Origin of the sequence: Nostoc sp. UHCC 0251 (assembly GCF_034932245.1) — a bacterium.
Lineage (GTDB): Bacteria > Cyanobacteriota > Cyanobacteriia > Cyanobacteriales > Nostocaceae > Nostoc.
Genome location: NZ_JAYGHD010000528.1, coordinates 1 through 1,741 on the forward strand (window position 1 = coordinate 1; position 1,741 = coordinate 1,741).

Consider the following 1,741-nt stretch of genomic DNA (forward strand, 5'->3'; position numbering starts at 1 on the left):
TACGGACTGATTACCGTGATTTACTAATCAACGAATCGCACGTATTGTCCAAACTGAATCCTAGCTGCTCCTTTGGGATTCATCGGTTTATAAGTGTAGTACTTCCCTGGTTCTGTAGTGGCTTCCCAATGATCTACGATTTTGGGAACACTATTTACTACTTCAATGACAATCCGCCGATCATTAAATTCATTGGGTGCATCATTGTTGAGAGTCCAGTCTGCATTTATACCCTCTATATAAACAATGTTGTATTCTTTGGGATTGGTGAATACCTCATAATTTTTAGATAGCAAGTATTTTACAATCCTGCTAGCAATGTCATTACCAAGTTTTAAGGGGGGTTTAGGAAGATCATCTAGTTTGGTTTCAATTAGTTTCTTGGCTGTGACTGCTCCTAAAAAGCCATTCTCTTCAAGCTTTGTTAACTCTTGAAATTTTTTGAGAGCTATCACAGAAACAGGGCCAAACTTACCATCTGCTGGTGGTTCTAGCAAACCTAAGCCGATTAAGAGTATCTGAATCTGACGAGATAATTCTTCATCTTCAGCGATCGCTTCAAACGACCATTTCTCATCTTTTCCCAAAAAATCTTGTAGTTTCATTACGCACCTGCTTTCATTTACTGAGTTCTAAGTATAAACATCATTTTAAAAATTGATGTCGTCTAAAACTATACTCTAACCTGAAATATGATGTCATCTGGAGTCTGCGATATCTACGACCGCACATTGCCTCAATGCAATACTTCATACAGACTACATTATTAATTAGCTCAATTTCTCTGCTGCGCGTCCAAGCAGCAACTCGTCGTCAGGCATCACCTCTGTAAAACCCGAAATGACTAACGAACAACTGCTGCAAATTATTGAAAAAGCTGCCAGAGACAAGGTGAGAAAATTAGACCTTTCTGACAAAGGCTTAACAACGCTGCCAGCGGAAATTGGCCAACTCACCAACCTGCGATCGCTCCACCTCGGCAGAAATCAACTGAGAAGTCTGCCAGCGGAAATTGGCCAACTCACCAACCTGCAAATCCTCGGCCTCAGCGACAATCAACTGAGCAGTCTGCCAGCGGAAATTGGACAACTCACGACCTTGCAATCCCTCAACCTCAGCAGTAATCAACTGAGCAGTCTACCAGTGGAATTTGGACAACTTACCAACTTACAAAGGCTTGGTCTCCCTAGTAATCAACTGAGCAGTCTGCCAGCGGAAATTGCCCAACTTATTAACCTGCAATTCCTCGATCTCAACGACAATCAACTGAGCAGTCTTCCATCGGAATTTGGACAACTAACTAAGCTATTCTTGCTGGCTCTCTATAGAAATGAACTAAGCAGTCTGCCATCGGAATTTGCCCAACTCATCAACCTGAGATCCCTCTACTTCAACGACAATCAACTAAGCAGTCTGCCACCCGAAATTGTCCAACTCACCAACCTGCAAATCCTCGACCTCAGCAGTAATCAACTGAGCAATCTGCCAAAAGAAATCAGGCAACTGTCAAACCTGGAAAAACTGGATCTTCGTAGAAATCCAGTCCCCATTCCACTTGAAATTTTGGGGCCGAAAGCTTTATGGGAAGAACCAGGCAATGTAAATGAAATTCTCGATTTCTATTTCCGAGTCCAAGATCCAGCCGAAACCGAACCTTTCTACGAAGCAAAATTTTTGATTGTTGGCGAAGCAGGGTGGTTTCATACAAAGAAAGAAAAAACTTTGTGCAGTTGATTGGAGA

The 1,741-nt window shown here is 42.1% G+C and carries 1 protein-coding gene and 1 pseudogene; one reads left to right on the forward strand and one right to left on the reverse strand.

Annotated elements, in window-relative coordinates:
* Positions 1–41 precede the first annotated feature (41 nt).
* A pseudogene (locus VB740_RS36585) lies at positions 42–605 on the reverse strand (peptidoglycan-binding domain-containing protein); the annotation flags it as partial.
* Between the two features lie 235 nt (positions 606–840).
* On the opposite strand from VB740_RS36585, the gene VB740_RS36590 reads away from it, so the two are divergent.
* Positions 841–1,734 (forward strand): leucine-rich repeat domain-containing protein, encoded by an 894-nt coding sequence (locus tag VB740_RS36590; protein ID WP_323204694.1) that lies wholly within the window; start codon positions 841–843, stop codon positions 1,732–1,734.
* Positions 1,735–1,741: the final 7 nt, after the last annotated feature.

Coding starts and splice junctions, on each gene's coding strand:
- VB740_RS36590 (WP_323204694.1), top strand. CDS start 841: ATGACTAACGAACAACTGCTGCAAATTATTGAAAAAGCTGCCAGAGAC.